Source organism: Phyllobacterium sp. 22229 (assembly GCF_052056495.1).
GTDB lineage: Bacteria > Pseudomonadota > Alphaproteobacteria > Rhizobiales > Rhizobiaceae > Phyllobacterium > Phyllobacterium myrsinacearum.
Map to the genome: position 1 here is coordinate 1 of NZ_JBQEPA010000028.1, position 16381 is coordinate 16381.

General features: G+C 61.8%; 13 protein-coding genes. 1 reads left to right on the forward strand and 12 read right to left on the reverse strand.

Annotation, left to right across the window (positions count from 1 at the left end; translation table 11 throughout):
* The 6 genes from ACTJJ7_RS24905 to topA form a co-directional block, all read right to left on the reverse strand.
* The coding region (locus ACTJJ7_RS24905) for a hypothetical protein (RefSeq protein WP_440969167.1) at nt 1-2142 on the reverse strand (2142 nt) is incomplete at its 3' end.
* Between the two features lie 729 nt (nt 2143-2871).
* Nucleotides 2872-4050 (reverse strand): MFS transporter, encoded by a 1179-nt coding sequence (locus ACTJJ7_RS24910; RefSeq protein WP_105733029.1) that lies wholly within the window; start codon nt 4048-4050, stop codon nt 2872-2874.
* Nucleotides 4051-4053: 3 nt separating this feature from the next.
* Complete coding sequence (locus ACTJJ7_RS24915) at nt 4054-4788, reverse strand: NUDIX hydrolase (protein WP_440969168.1); 735 nt, start codon at nt 4786-4788, stop codon at nt 4054-4056.
* Nucleotides 4789-4792: 4 nt separating this feature from the next.
* Nucleotides 4793-5224 carry a DUF983 domain-containing protein gene (locus tag ACTJJ7_RS24920; RefSeq protein WP_105733028.1) on the reverse strand — a complete coding sequence of 144 codons (432 nt, stop codon included), beginning with the start codon at nt 5222-5224 and terminating at the stop codon, nt 4793-4795.
* Nucleotides 5221-7545: a ribonuclease R gene (gene rnr, locus ACTJJ7_RS24925; protein WP_440969169.1), complete on the reverse strand. Its 2325-nt coding sequence runs from the start codon at nt 7543-7545 to the stop codon at nt 5221-5223. The genes ACTJJ7_RS24920 and rnr overlap by 4 nt, the downstream gene beginning before the upstream one ends.
* A gap of 11 nt (nt 7546-7556) precedes the next feature.
* Entirely contained in the window at nt 7557-10163 is a 2607-nt protein-coding gene (gene topA, locus ACTJJ7_RS24930; RefSeq protein ID WP_130269194.1) for a type I DNA topoisomerase, read from the reverse strand.
* 350 nt (nt 10164-10513) lie between these two features.
* Here topA and ACTJJ7_RS24935 point away from each other — a divergent pair, with 350 nt between their 5' ends.
* Nucleotides 10514-10714: a hypothetical protein gene (locus tag ACTJJ7_RS24935; RefSeq protein ID WP_105733026.1), complete on the forward strand. Its 201-nt coding sequence runs from the start codon at nt 10514-10516 to the stop codon at nt 10712-10714.
* Here ACTJJ7_RS24935 and dprA read toward each other — a convergent pair.
* The 6 genes from dprA to ACTJJ7_RS24965 form a co-directional block, all read right to left on the reverse strand.
* Nucleotides 10688-11815 carry a DNA-processing protein DprA gene (gene dprA / locus ACTJJ7_RS24940; RefSeq protein ID WP_105733025.1) on the reverse strand — a complete coding sequence of 376 codons (1128 nt, stop codon included), beginning with the start codon at nt 11813-11815 and terminating at the stop codon, nt 10688-10690. The two genes, ACTJJ7_RS24935 and dprA, sit on opposite strands and share 27 nt — an antisense overlap.
* Nucleotides 11812-12420, reverse strand: coding sequence for a glycerol-3-phosphate 1-O-acyltransferase PlsY (gene plsY / locus ACTJJ7_RS24945; RefSeq protein WP_440969170.1), 609 nt, complete (start codon nt 12418-12420; stop codon nt 11812-11814). The genes dprA and plsY overlap by 4 nt, the downstream gene beginning before the upstream one ends.
* Before the next feature lie 22 nt (nt 12421-12442).
* Nucleotides 12443-13729 (reverse strand): dihydroorotase, encoded by a 1287-nt coding sequence (locus tag ACTJJ7_RS24950; protein ID WP_440969171.1) that lies wholly within the window; start codon nt 13727-13729, stop codon nt 12443-12445.
* The gene (locus ACTJJ7_RS24955) at nt 13726-14691 is read right to left on the reverse strand and encodes an aspartate carbamoyltransferase catalytic subunit (RefSeq protein WP_105733022.1); all 966 of its coding nucleotides are present in this window, start codon (nt 14689-14691) and stop codon (nt 13726-13728) included. Before ACTJJ7_RS24955 ends, ACTJJ7_RS24950 begins: the two co-directional genes overlap by 4 nt.
* 85 nt (nt 14692-14776) lie before the next feature.
* Nucleotides 14777-15562 carry an ABC transporter ATP-binding protein gene (locus tag ACTJJ7_RS24960; RefSeq protein WP_105733021.1) on the reverse strand — a complete coding sequence of 262 codons (786 nt, stop codon included), beginning with the start codon at nt 15560-15562 and terminating at the stop codon, nt 14777-14779.
* A complete protein-coding gene (locus ACTJJ7_RS24965) occupies nt 15559-16335 on the reverse strand; it encodes an ABC transporter permease (protein WP_105733020.1) in 777 nt (258 codons plus the stop codon). The genes ACTJJ7_RS24960 and ACTJJ7_RS24965 overlap by 4 nt, the downstream gene beginning before the upstream one ends.
* Nucleotides 16336-16381: the final 46 nt, after the last annotated feature.

Here is a 16381-nt window from a genome sequence, read left to right on the forward strand (position 1 = left end):
GACCGCATCGACAAGAACGATGTTCTTGATCTGCTCCTCATGCAGCTGCCTGTTCAGGCGGTCGGCCTCGGCCTGCGCCTTGGCCTCATCGGCGGCGAGCTGCTGCGCTTTCGCCTCTGCGGCAGTCGTATCAGCGGCCACCTTTGCCTGCTCGGCCTTCAGGCGATCAACCTCTGCCTGCATCTGCTGCAGTCCGGCGGCAAGCTGCTGAGCCTTTTCGCCGGAGGCCCTGGCACCGGCTGTCACCTTTGCATACTCGACCTTCAGGCTGTCAAATGCTGCCTGCGTCTGCTTCAACGTGTCGGCAAGCTGCTGAGCCTTTTCGTCGGAGGCCCTGGCACTGGCTGTCACCTTTGCCTGCTCGGCCTTCAGGCGGTCAACCTCTGCCTGCTTCTGCTGCTGCAGTTCAGTGGCAAGTTTCTGTTTCTTTTCTTTCTGTTCGGTCTTGGCCGTTTCAGTCAAATCAAAACCGAGGCTGACGGTCTTGTCGGTATAGGCAAGCGTCGGCGTGATGTAGTTGTAATCGGGCTTAATCTCATCGAACCGCCCGATGACGCCTTTTTCGGCCGTCAGGATGATAAAGTGCTTCGAGAGCAAGCCTTCGCTCTGCTCTTTGCTCAGGGGCTGTGGGGTAGCCGCGCCCTGGCTGTCCTTTCCGGCAAAGTCTTCCGCCTGCACCTTGACGGTACCGCCGTGGAGATTTGCCTGTCCCTGCACCTCCAGCCTGTTGGCGCGCAAACCGTCATTGGCGATCTGCACGGAATAGATGCTGCCCTTGTCGAAAGTGACATCGCCTGTTGTGGTGAGCGCGGCAAACTTGTACTGAGCTGTGCCGGGAGCGACCCCGCCGCCCGCATGCACCCACACATTGTCGACAGTGCCGAAACCGTTGAGAGTGCTGTTTGCACCGAGCGTGATGTCCCCCGCGATTCCGTTGACAACTGCATAGCTGTCATGGCCGGCTGAATCACCGCCGGTCAGCGTGATATCACCCGCCCGGCCGCCGATATTGACAACCAATTCACCGCCATCGCTGACCGTGCTCTTGCCGGTGATTTCGCCTCTGTCATAGACGTCGGCAAAGCCGCCATCCAGATTGACAGTGCCTGCCTTGCCGCCAGCCTTGACATCCAGCTTGCCATCCTTGCCGATGGTGGCGGTGCCGATATCGCCCGCGGTGGACGCATAACCTCCATGCACCAGGACGTTGTCGGCGCGGCCTTTCGCCAAGACCTCCAGCTTGCCGCCCTTGTTGACGGTGACCGTGCCTGCCGAGGCATCGTCATGGACAATCATCCTGCCGCCCAGATTGATGGTGCCCTTATCGATTCGGCTTCCCACGCCGAAGACCTCAGCGAAGCTGCCGACGCCGCCTTTCCCGCTTGCGTCCCATGCCTTTTCGCCGTTGAGTGTAACCTCCTTCGCCGTGCCTCTATCGTAGACAGCCAGCCAGCCGCCATTATTGAGGGTGATTGTGCCTACCGTTGCTTGATCCCTGACCTTCATGTAGCCGCCCAGATTGACCGTGCCCTTATCAATCTTGCTTCCCGCGCCGTAGACATCAGCGAAGCCGCCGATGCCGTCAAAGTCCATCTCCTTTTCGCCATTGAGGGTGACCTCTTCGGCCGTGCCACCGTCCTTGACATCCAGCCAGCCACCCGAGTTGACGGTGATGGTGCCTGCCGTTGCTTGATCCCTGACCTTCATCCAGCCGCCCAGATTGACCGTGCCCTTATCAATCTTGCTTCCCGCGCCGTAGACATCAGCGAAGCCGCCGATGCCGCCTAAACCGGTTAATGAATTCCACGCCTTTTCGCCATTGACGGTGACCTCCTCCACCTTGCTCTTGGCCTTGACCTCCAGCTTGCCGCGCGAGTTGACGGTGACCGTGCCTGCTGTGGCCTGATCGTAGACCATCATCAAGCCGCCCAGGTTAACGGTGCTCTTGTCGATTCGGCTTCCCACACCGAGGACGTTTGCCCTGCCACCCCTGCGCTCCTGGTCGCCGGTCTTCGACTGCGTGCCGTTCACGATGACTTCATTGACCGTTGCACCGAAATCAACAGCTAAAACTGCCTGATCGGCGGGACCAACAACAATCGTTCCGGTTGCCTTGGCACGGCTACCTGAGAGATTTAACATCCCAGCGGGCGCACCGTTTCCCTCACTGTCAACAGTACCGTTCCTCATCTGCCCTCTGACTATCACCGCACCGTTCACCGTGATATCGCCTAAGATCTTGTCTGCCCCGAATTCCTTTTCTTCATCATTTTTGACAGTTATAGCCTTCGCCTCGGCGGGCGGCGCTGGGTCCTCGGCCTGCGCCACGGCGCCGGAACCCATCACCAGCAAGGCGGCGCAGACGCTGCACAGAAGGTGGTTACGGAAGGTGGAAAGGGTGTTAGGACGCGCGGAAAAACCCGCAGCTGTGGCGTGAAAAGACATGAAATATGGTTCCCAATATCACTATCAGTCAAAATCAAAAATGCCGTCAAAAAGACGAATCGAAATCATAGGCAATATCGGTCAATAGAGTCACAGAACGGCACAGCGTTCAAGACAAACATGGCAAAAAGCGCGTCGTTTTGGCCTTGCTGTGGCAGAAAATCCATAGAATTACATGTTCAGGGTTGTGCCCGGTATATAAATTCTATCGCAGATAGCAGGCATCGGCGGCCACAATGCGCGGCTGAACCGGCTGCGATTGAGGGTTGTGCTGGAAAGAGAGGCGCAGGCGGTGTGTGCAGCGCGGAAAAAGCCGCGGCTGTGGAAAATCCGGCGATTTTTCGCGCATCGATAAAAGCAACAGGAGGGTTTTATCTTGGGGTGTCTCTCCGGACCATTCCCTGCGCAGAGGCCGGGATTCGCCCGCTAATTCCTGCGCCGTATCAGCCGGGAACCGACCAGAAGCGCGTAACCGGCGAAGAATACCGCCAATGACACGGCAAATCCGCCGGGGCCCATCGCATCCATGCCAAGCCCGAGTGCCTGCGGGCCGACCAGCATGCCGACGGCATAGCAGAACACGAATGCCGCATTGGCCGAGGCGAGTTCGCGCCCCGTGAGCTGCGAGCCGAGATGCGCAAGGCCCACCGTGTAGAGCCCGGCCACCACGCCGCCCCAGATGAAGAACAGGCCCGCCACCAGATACCAGTTGGCGGTGATGAAGGGCAGGATGCACATGCCGGCAAGCCCGACCAGCGCGCAGGTGAGCAGGATCTTGCGGCGGTCGCGCACATGGTCGCTGAGCAGGCCGATCGGGATCTGCATCAGCACATTGCCGAGGCCGATCGTGGTCAGGAGCAGGGCGGCATCGGCCTCGCTGTAGCCGATGCGCGAACCATAGACCGGAAACAGCGCGAAGCCGCCGGTTTCCACCGCGCCGAACACGAAGACGGCGGCCGTTGCCGTCGGCACCGCCCAGATGAAGGGCGCGAAGGGCACATGTTCTTCCTCGTGAAAGTCGGGGCTTTCCTTCCAGGCAAGAAGGACCGGCAGCATGGCGAAGATGATGATGCCGAAGCCGACGGCAAACGGCGTGATGCCGGTGCTGCCGATGCGCGAAAACAGCCAGGGTCCGAGCGCAAAGCCCATGGACAGCACCGTGGCATAGACGCCGAGCACCAGCCCGCGCTTTTCCGGCGGCGCGGCGGTGTTGATCCAGTATTCCGACAGGATGAACAGCATGGTCAGGGCGAAATGCAGGAAGACGCGCAGCACCACCCACACCCAGAAATCGCTGAAGACATAGAAGCCGAAGAAGGAGCAGGCGCCGATCAAAAGCATCAGCAGCAGGGTCGGCACCACGCCGAGCCGGGCGGCGATGGAGGCGGCGAAGGGCGCGGCAACGATGGAGGCAATGCCGGCCACCGCCGCATTGAGGCCGATCATCGTGGCGGAATGGCCGCGATTTTCCAGGATGACGCTCAGAAGCGGAATGCCGAGGCCGATGGCGACACCGACGGCGCTGATCGTTGCGATGGCCGCAACGAGGGCGCGCCAGGATGACCGGACCACGATCTGGTCGGACGTCTTCTGCATTGCATCCATGAGCTAGAAGACCTCTCGGACGAAACGCCCGTATGTCATGCGGTATTGAACAACGCTGTGGCCGGGCGACAGCTCGGGATTGGCGCCGAGGACCAGCTGCGCCTCCTGGATGATGGCGCGGGTGATCGTCGGAATATCGAGCTTCAGGGCGTCATGGAAGGGCAGCCAGCACAGCTCCTCGAGTTCGAGCGACGGTCCGGTGCCTTCCGGCAGGCTGTCGGCCACCGCCTCGCGGAAGGCCATGAAGAAGCGCGTGTCGAAGCGGCGCGAGCCGCCGGGGGGCGTGGTGGCGCGGGCGAAATAGCGCATGGCCGAAAGGTCGGGCAGGATGCCGCGCTGGTCAAAGGCCGCCCAGTCGGGATGGCCGATGGCGGCGGGTGCGCGCCGGCCGAGGAACAGCCCGGCTTCTTCATAGGTTTCGCGAATGGCGGAAAGGGCGAGGGCGCGGCAGCGCTGGGCGCTGGGGCGCGTGCCCATGCCCTTCAAAAGATTGTTTTCGTCGGAGGGCGTCAGCTCGCCAAAGGCGGCAATGCGGCCATCGGCGCGTTCGGTGCGCCCGCCCGGAAACACGAATTTCCCCGGCATGAAGACATGGCGCATGTGGCGCCGGCCCATGAGAATGCGCAGTTCCTTGCCGGTGCGGTCAACGAGCAGCAGCGATGCGGCGTCGCGCGGCCGCAGGCGGGCATTGGCGGCGGCTTTGGCAGGCGCGGATTTGTCGAGGTCGCTCAATGGCATCGTATCACCGTTCCGGCGGTTCCAGCTCATCGGTTTCGCCGCCGAAACCATGCATGTAATTGGCCCATTGCAATCCAATGATCGCGCCCTTTATCGGTTGGAGCAGGGCGATGGACATGGCAACCGTGAGGGGTGCCCAGATTGCCAGATGCACCCAGCTTGAAAGCAGGACGAGCGTTTCCACCGCGAGGAATCCGCCCAGCACAATATGGCCTACAATTGTGATGGTTATATAAGCAGGAAAATCATCGGCTTGCTGGTGGGTATAGTCCTCGCCGCAGACCGCGCAGCGGTCGACCGATTTGACGAAGGCGCGGAACAGTTTGCCTTCGCCGCAATGCGGGCAGCGGCTGCGAAAGCCGCGCCACATGGCCTGACCGACCGGGCGGACGGGTCTTGCCGGGGCCGTATCCGCACCAAAAATCTGTTCCGTCATCCCTTACCTCTTCGCCCGCCGCGGGAGAACCCGCCCGGACGCTTCTGACTTCCGCGCGCAAAGCGCTTGGCCTTGTGATGCGAGCGCACGCCGCTTGGAACGGCATGCGGTTCGGTCAGCATTTCGAACCGCAGTGCACCCGCCACCGGCAGGGCCTCGATCAGGCGCACATCGACGATATCGCCCAGCCGAAAACCCTTGCCGCTTCTTTCGCCCGACAGGGCATGGTTGGTTTCGTCATAAAGATAGTAATCATCGCCGAGGGTTGAAATGGGAATAAAGCCATCGGCACCATATGTCGCAAGGGCAACGAACAGCCCGGCCTTGGTCACGCCGGAAATCCGCCCCTGGAAACTGCTGCCGACCTGTCCGGCGAGGTGATGGGCGATCAGCCGGTCGACCGTGTCGCGTTCGGCCGCCATGGCGCGCCGTTCCGACGTGGAAATCAGCGCGGCGATCTCCGGCAGGTCTTCCTCTTCCTTGTGGGTGATGCCATCGGGCCCGAGTGCCAGCGCTGCGATCAGCGCCCGGTGCACGATCAAATCGGCATAGCGGCGGATCGGCGAGGTGAAATGCGCATATTTCTGCAGGTTGAGGCCGAAATGGCCAATATTCTCCGGGTTGTATTCCGCCTGCGACTGCGAGCGCAGGACGACCTGGTTGACCAGCTCCTGTTGTTCGCTGCCTTCGACGCGCTTGAGAATGTGGTTGAACTGGTTCGGACGCAGTTCGGCGCCGCGCGCCAGCGAAATATCCAGCGTGCGCAGAAACTCGCGCAAAACTTCCTGCTTGGCCAGCGAGGGCGCATCATGAATGCGGAAGATCAGCGGCTGGCGCTTGCGCTCCAGTGTTTCGGCGGCGGCGACATTGGCCTGGATCATGAATTCTTCGATGAGCTTGTGCGCATCGAGCCGCGGCGGAATCACCACCTTGTCGACCTTGCCTTCCGGCGTCAGCAGGATTTTCTTCTCCGGCAGGTCGAGTTCCAGCGGTTCGCGCGAATCGCGCCCGCGCTTGAGCACGGCATAGGCCGCCCAGAGCGGCTTCAGGATGCTGTCGAGAATGGGCGCCGTCTTCTCGTCGGTCGCGCCGTCAATGGCGGCCTGCGCCTGCGGATAGGACAGGCGCGCATGCGAGCGCATCATGATGCGGTGGAATGTGTGCGAAATCTTGCGCCCGTCCGCGCCGAAAACCATGCGCACGGCAAGGGCGGGGCGGTCGACCAGTTCCTTCAGCGAGCACAGATCGTTGGAAATGCGCTCGGGCAGCATGGGAACGACGCGGTCGGGAAAATAGACCGAATTGCCGCGCTTCAATGCTTCCCGGTCCAGCGCCGAACCCGGCGTGATGTAGGCGGCGACATCGGCGATGGCGACGGTGGCGATGAAGCCGCCGGGATTCTTTTCGTCCGTGTCCGCTTCGGCGTAAACGGCGTCGTCGTGATCCTTGGCGTCGGCGGGATCGATGGTGACAAGCGGCACCTGCCGCCAGTCTTCCCGGTGCGCGATGGTGGCGGGCTTGGCCTTTTCCGCTTCGGCAATGACGCTGTCGGGAAACACGTGCGGGATTTCATGCTCGTGGATGGCGATCATCGATAGCGCCCGCTCACTGGCGACGGAGCCGATGATCTGGCTGATCCGGGCAAGCGCCAGCCCGTAGCGGCCGATCTTGGTCACTTCGACTTCGACGAGGTCGTTCGCCTTGGCATTGTTCAGCTGGGCGGGATCGACGGAAAGCTCGGCCTGCCGCCGCTCCACCGGCTCGATCCGCCATTCGCCATTGTCGAGATGGCGCAAAACGCCCAGCACCGCATCCTTGCGGTGTTCGATGCGCTTGATGACGCGGGCCGTATAGGCCGGACCGCTCGGGTCAGCGCCCTGAAAAATGCGGGCGAGAACGCGGTCGCCGACGCCGGGCGTCGGGCCCTTCTGGTTGCGCGAAGCGCGGATGAAAACCGTGGGTGGCCGGTCCTCGTGATCGGCGGGCCATTCGGCCGGCTTGGCAATCAGGCCGCCATCGCCGTCGCGTCCGGTGATATCGAGGACGGCAACGCTCGGCAGGCTGCCGGGAACGGCAAGGCGCTTTGCCCGCTTTTCCACGAGGCCGTCATCGGCCAGATCGCGCAGAATGTCTTTCAGGCCGATGCGGGCATCGCCCTTGAGGTTGAAGGCTTTGGCGATATCGCGCTTGCCCGCACGGTCCGGATTCTCCTTGATGAACTGGAGAATTTCCTCGCGGCCCGGCAGATAGGGCTCGCGACCGCTGTCTGCGGAACTGGCAGGCCGCTTTTTTCCTTTGGGTGGAGAGATACGGCGTGCCAATTCTTGGGTCCTTAACTTGCTTTTTTCGCTGCCGCCTTTTTGGCGGCTGGTTTCTTGGCGGCGGGCTTTTTCGCCGCAGCCTTGCGGGCAGGGGCTTTCTTGGTGCCCTTGGCCCCGGCCTTCTCGGTGATCAGGAGCAGGGCTTCCTCAACCGTGACGCTTGCCGGGTCCTTGCCCTTCGGCAGGGTCGCGTTGACCTTGCCCCAATTGACATAGGGACCATATTTGCCGTCACGCACGGTGATCGGCCCGCCATCGGGGTGCTCGCCCAGCTCTTTCAGCGCCGCCGGTGTGCCGCGTCCGCGGCCCGGGCCCTTGGCCAGTTTTTCCGCCAGTACGGTGACAGCGCGGTTGAGGCCGATGGAGAACACGTCCTCCGCGCTTTCCAGATTGGCATAGGTGCCGTCATGCGAGAGGTAGGGACCGTAACGGCCGATACCGGCTGAGATCATCTTGGCGGATTCAGGATGCTGGCCCACATCCCGTGGCAGGGACAACAGCGCCAGCGCCTTTTCATGGTCCATGGCGTCGATGGTCCAGCCCTTCGGCAGGCTGGCGCGCTTGGCTTCCTTGCCGTCGCCGCGCTGCACATAGGGGCCGTAGCGGCCGTTGCGCACGCTGACGTCTTCGTCCGTATAGGGATCCTTGCCGAGCAGTTTCGGCTCGTCGCCATTGCCGTTTTCGCCGGAGCCTTCACTGCCGCCGAGCTGGCGGGTGAACTTGCATTCCGGATAGTTCGAACAGCCGACGAACGCGCCGTACTTACCGAGCTTCAGCGAGAGATTGCCGGTTCCGCAGACCTGGCAGATACGCGGATCGCTGCCATCTTCGCGCGGCGGGAAGACGAGCGGGCCGAGCTGGTCGTTCAGCGCATCGAGAACATTGGTGACGCGCAGTTCCTTGATGCCGTCGACCGAACCGAAGAAATCGGTCCAGAAGTCGCGCAGGACATCCTTCCAGCGCAGCTTGCCGTCGGAAATCTCGTCGAGCTTTTCTTCGAGGTCCGCGGTGAAATCATACTCGACATAGCGCTGGAAAAAGCTCTCAAGGAACGCAATGACCAGACGGCCCTTGGCTTCGGGAATGAGCTTGCGCTTTTCGATGGTGATATATTCGCGATCGCGCAGGGTGGCGAGGGTCGCCGCATAGGTCGAGGGGCGGCCGATGCCGAGCTCTTCCATCCGCTTGATCAGCGTGGCTTCGGAATAGCGCGGCGGCGGTTCGGTCGAATGCTGCGTCGCGTTGATCTTTTCGCGGGCGAGGGCCTCGCCGGCACGGATTTCGGGCAGGCGGGCGCCGTCCTCATCGACATCCTCTTCCTCGCGGTGATCCACATAGGCACCGAGGAAGCCATCGAATTTCACCACGGAACCATTGGCGCGCAGCTGCGCGAAACTGGAGCCGTTCTGTGCGTCAATGTCCACGACAGTCCGTTCGATATCGGCCGACTGCATCTGGCTGGCGATGGCGCGCTTCCAGATCAGCTCATAGAGCCGTGCCTGGTCGGCATCGAGGAACTGGCGCACATCCTTCGGGTGGCGGTTGAAATCGGTCGGGCGGATGGCCTCGTGCGCTTCCTGGGCGTTTTTCGCCTTGGTCGAATAGAAGCGCGGCTTCTCCGGCACATATTTTTCGCCGAACACCTTGCCGATGGTCTGGCGCGCGGCCTGAACCGCTTCGGGCGCCATCTGCACGCCGTCCGTACGCATATAGGTGATCAGACCGGCGGTTTCGCCGCCAAGGTCCATGCCTTCATACAGGCGCTGGGCGATCTGCATGGTGCGCGAGGCCGAGAAGCCAAGCTGGCCGGATGCCGCCTGCTGCAGGGTGGAGGTGGTGAAGGGCGGTCCGGGGTTGCGCTTGGTCGGCTTGGCTTCGACGGATGCCGCCTTGAAGCTCGCGCCCTCCAGCATGGTGCGCAGCGCACCGGCCTGTTCGGCGTTCTTGATATCGAGCTTGGCGAGCTTCTTGCCCTCGACGGAGATCAGCCGGGCTTCGAAGCCGTCATTGCGCGGCGTCTTCAAGAGCGCGGCAATGTTCCAGTATTCCTCGCGCACAAAGCGTTCGATTTCCGCTTCGCGGTCGGCGACCAGCCGCAGGGCGACCGATTGCACGCGGCCGGCCGAGCGGGCGCCGGGCAGTTTGCGCCAGAGCACCGGCGACAGGGTGAAGCCGAAGAGATAGTCGAGCGCACGCCGGGCGAGATAGGCATCCACCAGCGGCATGTCGATGTCGCGCGGATTGGCCATGGCGTCGAGCACCGCGCCCTTGGTGATCGCATTGAACACCACGCGCTTGACCGGCTTGGTGCCGATGGCTTTCTTCTGCCGCAGCACTTCCAGGACGTGCCAGGAGATTGCTTCACCCTCGCGATCCGGATCAGTTGCCAGAATGAGGCCGTCACTGTCCTTCAGGGCCTTGACGATGTCGCCGAGACGTTTGGCCGATGCCCCGTCGACTTCCCACGACATGGCAAAATCTTCGTCCGGGCGAACGGACCCATCCTTGGCAGGCAGATCACGGACATGGCCGAACGAGGCCAGAACCGTATAGCCTGAACCCAGATATTTGTTGATTGTTTTAGCCTTGGCGGGCGATTCGACGACGACAACGTTCATTATTGACTTGGGCTTTCCTGCTCTTGTCACATTACAAAAGCACAGTTTTCACTTCGAAACAGGTCTGTGAAATGAACAGGCTTGGTCGGAACGTCAAGGCCTGTGCGTGAAAAATCGTTAAATGCAACTTAAAGTTGCTATTTGAAATATTGCAATTAATGATATTATCCATACGTCTCAAGTGCTTTATTGAGAAAGGCAGCGAGTCCTGCCTTTTTTAAGAAAGCGAATCACTATTTGATTGTTTTTGTGGAGGTTCGGACTGGCAAACTGTGAAATCCACCGGATTAAAGACCTGTATAATATAACTTTATTTATTTCTGTATAAATGCGTATTTAAGGACGAAGTCATGGGTGAGAACAAGTTCAGTCGAACAGAAAACATAAGATATATTCAGCAAATGCTGGGAGAATTGCGGAGCATGGCCAAGTTGAATGACCTGGACATGCTGGCCTATCTCATCGAGATTGCTTATATCGAGAGCAATGATCTTCTTGCAAAAGAGACAAACACTGTCTCTCCTCTAAAGAAGCGAAACACTTCCACCTGAGTGACGCTGCAGCCGGCCGGCCAGATCCAATTCGAGCAGAATAAGCGATATGGCCGCCGGATGAATTCCGCTCATCCTGATCAGTTCATCGATATCGGCCGGGGTTGGACCCAAAAGGGTGATGACCCGGTCGCGGTCTGTCTCATTGGGCGGCGGAATCGGCGGAAATGCGGAGTCCGGTGCGAAAAACGCCGTATCGTCAGGGGGAGGCCGGTCGAGGAGCGGCCCGATGGCCGCGAGGATATCGGCGGTTTCGGTGACGAGGATGGCGCCGGTCTTCAAAAGAGCATTGGTGCCCTTGGCGCGCGGATCGAGCGGCGAACCGGGGACGGCGAAAACCAGGCGGCCGAGTTCCCCGGCAAAGCGCGCGCTGATCAGCGAGCCGGAGCGCTCAGCTGCCTCGACCACCAGCAGGCCGAGGGAAAGCGCTGCGATGATCCTGTTGCGGCGTGGAAAATCCCGGGCACGCGGCTCCCAGCCGAACGGCATTTCGCTGATCACGGCGCCGCCGCTCGCGGGGATGGCGGCAAAGAGGTCGAGATTGTCGGGCGGATAGGGCTTGTCGAGGCCGCCGGCCATGACGGCAACGGTGCCGCTGTCGAGGCTTGCCTCATGTGCCGCCTTGTCGATGCCGCGGGCAAGCCCGGAAATGACCGCATAACCCGCCTGTCCCAACTCCCGCGCCATGATGCGCGTCAGCTTGATCCCGATCAGCGAGGCATTGCGCGCGCCGACGATGGCGACTGCCGGAAGACGGAACACTGCCGGGTCGCCCTTGATCGCCACGAGCGGGGGCGGATTATCGGCGTGGCGCAGATAGCGGGGATAGTCGGGTTCGCCGATGCCGGTGAAGACCGCCCCCATGCGCGCGGCCATGGCCATTTCGCGCCGAGCCTCATCGAGGCTGGCAATCCGGATGGGACGGCGGCCGCCGCCGCGGCGCACCAGTTCGGGCAGCATCTCCAAGGCAGCCGATGCCGAGCCGTAGCGGGCGATCAGGTGGCGGAAGGTGACCGGGCCGACATTTTCACTGCGGATCAGCCGGAGCCAGCTCAGTCGCTGGCTGTCAGAAAGGCGGATGCCTTTCTGATCCTCCGTCACCCCTTGGACCCGATCTTGCCTTCGGTTCCGGCAAGAAGGCGCTCGATATTGGCGCGATGCTTGATGAAGACGATGACGGTCAGGACGAGGAAGAGCAGGGCGATGGCGTGGTAGCCCATGACATAAAGAATGACCGGGGTGGCAACCGCCGCAATCAGCGCCGACAGGGAGGAATAGCGGGTGGTGTAGGCAATGATCAGCCAGATGGCGGCGAAGATCAGGGCAACCTGCCAGACAAGGCCAAGCAGGACGCCGAGATAGGTGGCAACGCCCTTGCCGCCCTTGAATTGGAGCCAGACCGGAAAAATATGCCCGAGAAAGGCGCCGAGACCGGCGATAATGGCCGCCTGCGGGCTGATGGCGCCGGCGATGAGCACGGCAGCGGTTCCCTTGAACATGTCGAGCAGTAGCGTTGCCGCGGCCAGCTTCTTGCTGCCGGTGCGCAGCACGTTGGTCGCGCCGATATTGCCGGAGCCGATGCTGCGCACGTCGCCGAGGCCCGCCAGCCGTGTCAGGATCAGCCCGAACGGAATGGAGCCGAGCAGATAGCCCAGAACCAGTGCGGCGAAAAGATATCCTGCCTGCCCATTGATGAAATCCGACATGCTCTTTTCCCCGGTTCTATTTTCAGATCGTGAAAACCGACTTGCCTGCCACAAATGTCTGCAGAACGCGGCCCTGGAAACGGGCGCTTTCAAAGCAGCTGTTCTTGGAGCGCGACCGCAGCTGTTCTTCCTTCACAATCCATGGCTCGTCAAGATCGACTATGGTCATATCCGCCCGCGCGCCCGGCTTGAGCGTGCCCGCGTCGAGGCCGAAAATTTTGGCGGGGCCGCTGGAAAGCGCTTCGACCACCCGCATCAGCGGCACGTCGCCATTGTGATAGAGCCGCAGGGCGGCGCCGAGCAGGGTTTCCAGGCCGATGGCTCCGGCCGCCGCATCGGCGAAGGGCAGGCGCTTGGTGTCGACGTCCTGCGGATCGTGCGACGAGACGATGATGTCGATGGTGCCGTTGCGCAGCGCTTCCACCATGGCCAGCCGGTCTTCCTCAAGCCGCAGCGGCGGCTGCAGGCGGAAGAAGGTGCGGAATTCGCCGATGTCATTCTCGTTGAGCGAAAGATGATTGATGGAGACGGCGGCGGTGGCATCGACGCCGTTCTGCTTGGCCCGCGCCACCACCTCGGCGGACATGGCCGTCGAGATTTGCGCGGCGTGATAGGTGCCCTTGGTCAGTGCGGCAAGGCGCAGGTCGCGTTCAAGCGGAATGACTTCCGCTTCGCGCGGCGTGCCGGAAAGGCCGAGCCAGCTGGCATAGAGGCCTTCATTCATCACGCCCGATATGCCGAGATAGGGGTCCTGCGTCTCATGCGCCAGGACAACGCCGAAATCCCTGGCATAGGTGAGGGCGCGGCGTAAGAGCTGCGTGTCGGCGATGGAATGGCGCCCTTCCGTGATCGCCACGGCGCCTGCCGCGCGCAGCAGGCCGATCTCGGTCATTTCCTCGCCCTGCAGGCCCTTGGTGACCGCTGCCGCCGGATAGACATTGACCACGGCCGTGTCGCGCGCCGTGCGCCGGACGAATTCGACCAGCGCCACATTGTCGATCACCGGATCGGTATCCGGCATCATGATGAGGGAGGTCACGCCGCCGGCCGCAGCCGCATGGCTGGCCGAGGCGATGGTTTCGCGGTGTTCGGCGCCAGGTTCGCCGATGAAGACGCGGGCATCGACGAGGCCCGGCAGCACGGTTTTTCCCGTGCAGTCGATAACCGTCGCGCCTTCGGGCGTACCCTGGTTGCGGGCATCGGCACCGCTGGCAGCGATGATGCCGTCCTTGACGATAATCGTTCCGGTCTCGTCGAGACCGCGGGATGGATCGACGATCCGGGCATTGTGCAGAACGGTCGTGCTCATCCCGCTACTCCTTCCGCGTTGCGGCGCGGGTCAAGCAGCGCTTCCATCACCGCCATGCGCACGGCAACGCCCATTTCAACCTGTTCCTGAATGACGCTCTGCGAGCCGTCGGCCACATCCGAGGCGATTTCGACGCCGCGGTTCATCGGGCCGGGGTGCATGACCAGCGCGTCGGGCTTGGCATGCCTGAGCTTTTCGCGATCAAGCCCGTGATAGTGGAAATATTCGCGCACCGACGGCACGAAGGCACCCGCCATGCGCTCACGCTGCAGGCGCAGCATCATCACCACGTCGGCGTCCTTCAGGCCTTCTTCCATCGAGTTGAAGACCTCGACTCCCATCTGGCTGATCCCGGCGGGCAGGAGCGTGGACGGGGCGATCACCCGCACCCGTGCCCCGAGGGCATTGAGCAGGAGAATGTTGGAACGGGCCACGCGTGAATGCAGCACGTCGCCGCAGATCGCCACGATCAGCCGCGCAACCTTGCCCTTGGCGCGCCGGATCGTCAGCGCATCGAGCAGGGCCTGCGTGGGGTGTTCATGCGCACCGTCGCCGGCATTGACCACCGAGCAGCCCACCTTCTGCGCCAGCAGCGCGGCGGCACCGGCGGAGCCGTGCCGGATGATCAGGATGTCCGGCCGCATCGCATTCAGCGTCATGGCGGTATCGATCAGCGTTTCGCCCTTTTTCACCGAGGAGTTGCCGACCGACATGTTCATCACGTCGGCGCCAAGCCGTTTTCCGGCCAGCTCGAAGGATGACTGTGTCCGGGTCGACGCCTCGAAGAACAGATTGATCTGCGTGCGCCCCCGCAGGACACTCTTTTTCTTCTCCGACTGGCGCGAAACCGCGATCTCGCTGTCGGCAAGGTCGAGAAGAATATTGATGTCCTCGGGGGAAAGGTTCTTGATGCCAAGCAAATGGCGGTGGGGAAACAGGAGGGGGAGCGTTTTTGATGTCATATCAAGTCCCCCCTATAGGCTCGATGCCGTCGCCCCGCAAGCGTTTGGCAGCATATCCCGCCCTGTTCCCCCTAAAAAATCCCGCTCAATGCGCCTCGGCTGCCAGAATGGCCTCGCTGCGGATTTCCTCCGTCAGCTTCAGCCGCATGCCGGTGAACTCGGGGCTGGCCTTCACCGTATAATGCCGGGGATGGCCGAGCGGCACGGGCATGATGGATTTGATCCGGCCCGGCCGCGCCGACATGGTCACCACCCGCGAAGCCATGAAGATTGCTTCCTCGATATCGTGGGTGACGAAGATGACGGTTTTCTGCTCGTGCTCCCAGATGCCGAGCAGAAGCTCCTGCATCAGCCCGCGCGTCTGGTTGTCGAGCGCGCCGAAGGGTTCGTCGAGCAGCAGGATTTTGGGATTGTTGGCGAGCGCCCGGGCAATCGCCGTGCGCTGCTGCATGCCGCCAGACAGCTGTTTCGGCCAGTGGTTCTCGAACCCGCGCAGGCCCACCTTGTCGATATAGGAAGCGACGATCTCGCGCCTTTCCTTCTCGCCGATGCCGCGTTCGCGCAGGCCAAAACCGATATTCTGCTCGATGGTCAGCCACGGAAACAGCGTATAGGACTGGAACACCACGCCGCGATCCGCGCCTGGGCCTGTCACCGCCTGTCCGTCAAGCGTCACGGTGCCGCTGGTCGGCCGGTCGAGCCCGGCGACGATGCGCAGGAGCGTGGACTTGCCGCAGCCGGACGGACCGAGGATCGAAACGAAGTCGTTATGGGCAACGGTGAGGTCGGTTGGCTGCAGCGCCTCGGTCGGCTTGCCGCCGTGCACGCCCGGAAAAATGCGGCTGACGCCTTTGATGACGAGCGTGCTCATGCGAGCCTCCAGGCGAAAAGCCAGCGATTGACCGATTTGAACAGGAAGTCGGAAATCAGGCCGATGATGCCGATGACGATGATGCCGAAAATGATCTGCCCGGTGGCGAGCAGCGCCTGGCTGTTGATGATCATGTAACCGATGCCGGAGGATGCGCCGATCATTTCAGCGACGATGACATAGGTCCAGGCCCAGCCCAGCACCAGCCGCAGGGTTTCGGCGATATCCGGCGCATTGGCGGGAATGAGCACGCGCTTGACGATGCCGCTGTCATTGGCGCCGAGCGTATAGGCGGCTTCCACCAGATCGCGGCGCGTATTGGCGACGGCCACGGCCACCATCAGGATGATCTGGAACACCGCGCCGATAAAGATCACCAGCAGCTTTTGCATCTCGCCGATACCGGCCCACAGGATCAAAAGCGGAATGAAGGCCGAAGCGGGGAGATAGCGGGCAAAGGAGACGAACGGCTCCAGCATGGCCTCGATCGGCTTGTAGGCGCCCATGGCAATGCCGAGGGGAACGGCGATGACGGCAGCGATGACAAAACCGCCGACAACCCGCCAGATGGTCATGCCGATATCATGGAGAAAATTCTGCTGGGACAACAGGAACCAGCCGTCATGCAGCATGGTCAGGGGATCGGCGAGGAATGTGCTCGACACAAAGCCGCCGAAGGTGGCAGCGGACCAGGCCGCTATGAACAGGATAAAGAAGAGAACGCCAAGCAGGATGCGTGACGACGCCCCGATCGGCTGGAGAGGTTGAACCATGACTGTCCCGATACAAAGAGAAGGGGAAACGCGGTGCTGCCCGCGT

Excerpts from the sequence above, each read along its gene's own strand:
- ACTJJ7_RS24910 (WP_105733029.1), bottom strand. The coding sequence starts at position 4,050 with ATGGATGCAATGCAGAAGACGTCCGACCAGATCGTGGTCCGGTCATCC.
- ACTJJ7_RS24915 (WP_440969168.1), bottom strand. The coding sequence starts at position 4,788 with ATGCCATTGAGCGACCTCGACAAATCCGCGCCTGCCAAAGCCGCCGCC.
- ACTJJ7_RS24920 (WP_105733028.1), bottom strand. The coding sequence starts at position 5,224 with ATGACGGAACAGATTTTTGGTGCGGATACGGCCCCGGCAAGACCCGTC.
- topA (WP_130269194.1), bottom strand. The coding sequence starts at position 10,163 with ATGAACGTTGTCGTCGTCGAATCGCCCGCCAAGGCTAAAACAATCAAC.
- ACTJJ7_RS24935 (WP_105733026.1), top strand. The coding sequence starts at position 10,514 with ATGGGTGAGAACAAGTTCAGTCGAACAGAAAACATAAGATATATTCAG.
- plsY (WP_440969170.1), bottom strand. The coding sequence starts at position 12,420 with ATGTCGGATTTCATCAATGGGCAGGCAGGATATCTTTTCGCCGCACTG.
- ACTJJ7_RS24950 (WP_440969171.1), bottom strand. The coding sequence starts at position 13,729 with ATGAGCACGACCGTTCTGCACAATGCCCGGATCGTCGATCCATCCCGC.
- ACTJJ7_RS24955 (WP_105733022.1), bottom strand. The coding sequence starts at position 14,691 with ATGACATCAAAAACGCTCCCCCTCCTGTTTCCCCACCGCCATTTGCTT.
- ACTJJ7_RS24960 (WP_105733021.1), bottom strand. The coding sequence starts at position 15,562 with ATGAGCACGCTCGTCATCAAAGGCGTCAGCCGCATTTTTCCGGGCGTG.
- ACTJJ7_RS24965 (WP_105733020.1), bottom strand. The coding sequence starts at position 16,335 with ATGGTTCAACCTCTCCAGCCGATCGGGGCGTCGTCACGCATCCTGCTT.